This is a genomic window from Thermophagus sp. OGC60D27, assembly GCF_052400625.1.
In the GTDB taxonomy this organism is placed as follows: domain Bacteria; phylum Bacteroidota; class Bacteroidia; order Bacteroidales; family Marinilabiliaceae; genus Thermophagus.
Genome location: NZ_JBQTGH010000034.1, coordinates 1 through 1,587, shown reverse-complemented (window position 1 = coordinate 1,587; position 1,587 = coordinate 1). Strand labels below are relative to the sequence as shown.

Sequence of the window (1,587 nt, the reverse complement as noted above, 5' to 3'; positions counted from 1 at the left end):
AAGGCCAATACTTAAAAGAGCTAATAAGAACTTTTTGTACAACGAAGAGTTTGATCCTGGCTCAGGATGAACGCTAGCGACAGGCCTAACACATGCAAGTCGAGGGGTAACGGGAGCAGCTTGCTGCTTGCCGACGACCGGCGCACGGGTGAGTAACGCGTATGCAACCTGTCTTTAACAGGAGGATAGCCCCCGGAAACGAGGATTAATACTCCATGATACTGTATCATTGCCTGATGGTATAGTTAAAGCTACGGCGGTTAAAGCTGGGCATGCGTGACATTAGCTAGTTGGCGGGGTAACGGCCCACCAAGGCGACGATGTCTAGGGGTTCTGAGAGGAAGGTCCCCCACACTGGTACTGAGACACGGACCAGACTCCTACGGGAGGCAGCAGTGAGGAATCTTGGTCAATGGACGCAAGTCTGAACCAGCCATGTCGCGTGCAGGAAGACGGCCCTATGGGTTGTAAACTGCTTTTGTACGGGAATAAAACTATCTACGTGTAGATACTTGCATGTACCGTACGAATAAGCATCGGCTAACTCCGTGCCAGCAGCCGCGGTAATACGGAGGATGCGAGCGTTATCCGGAATTATTGGGTTTAAAGGGTGCGTAGGCGGAATGGTAAGTCAGCGGTTAAAGACTACAGCTCAACTGTAGATATGCCGTTGATACTGTCATTCTTGAGTTTATTTGAGGTATGCGGAATGAGTAGTGTAGCGGTGAAATGCATAGATATTACTCAGAACACCGATAGCGAAGGCAGCATACTAAGGTATAACTGACGCTGAGGCACGAAAGCGTGGGTATCAAACAGGATTAGATACCCTGGTAGTCCACGCCGTAAACGATGATTACTGGTTGTTTGAGCGAATGAGTTCAAGCGACTGAGCGAAAGCATTAAGTAATCCACCTGGGGAGTACGTCGGCAACGATGAAACTCAAAGGAATTGACGGGGGCCCGCACAAGCGGTGGAACATGTGGTTTAATTCGATGATACGCGAGGAACCTTACCTGGGCTTAAATGGGGAGTGACGTATGCCGAAAGGTGTATTTCTTCGGACACTCTTCAAGGTGCTGCATGGTTGTCGTCAGCTCGTGCCGTGAGGTGTCGGGTTAAGTCCCATAACGAGCGCAACCCCTGTTGTCAGTTACCAGCACGTAATGGTGGGGACTCTGGCAAGACTGCCGGTGTAAACCGTGAGGAAGGTGGGGATGACGTCAAATCAGCACGGCCCTTACGTCCAGGGCTACACACGTGTTACAATGGCCGATACAGAGGGCAGCGAGACAGCGATGTTGAGCGAATCCCGAAAGTCGGTCTCAGTTCGGATTGGAGTCTGCAACCCGACTCCATGAAGCTGGAATCGCTAGTAATCGCGCATCAGCCATGGCGCGGTGAATACGTTCCCGGGCCTTGTACACACCGCCCGTCAAGCCATGGAAGCCGGTGGTACCTGAAGTCTGTAACCGAGAGGAGCGGCCTAGGGTAAAGCCGGTGACTGGGGCTAAGTCGTAACAAGGTAGCCGTACCGGAAGGTGTGGCTGGAACACCTCCTTTCTGGAGAGTATTGGACTTGTTAA

At 51.7% G+C, this 1,587-nt stretch carries 1 rRNA gene; it reads left to right on the top strand.

The annotated features are described in order from the left end of the window. Positions 1-38 precede the first annotated feature (38 nt). A 16S ribosomal RNA gene (locus ACT29H_RS16725) occupies positions 39-1,564 on the top strand. Positions 1,565-1,587: the final 23 nt, after the last annotated feature.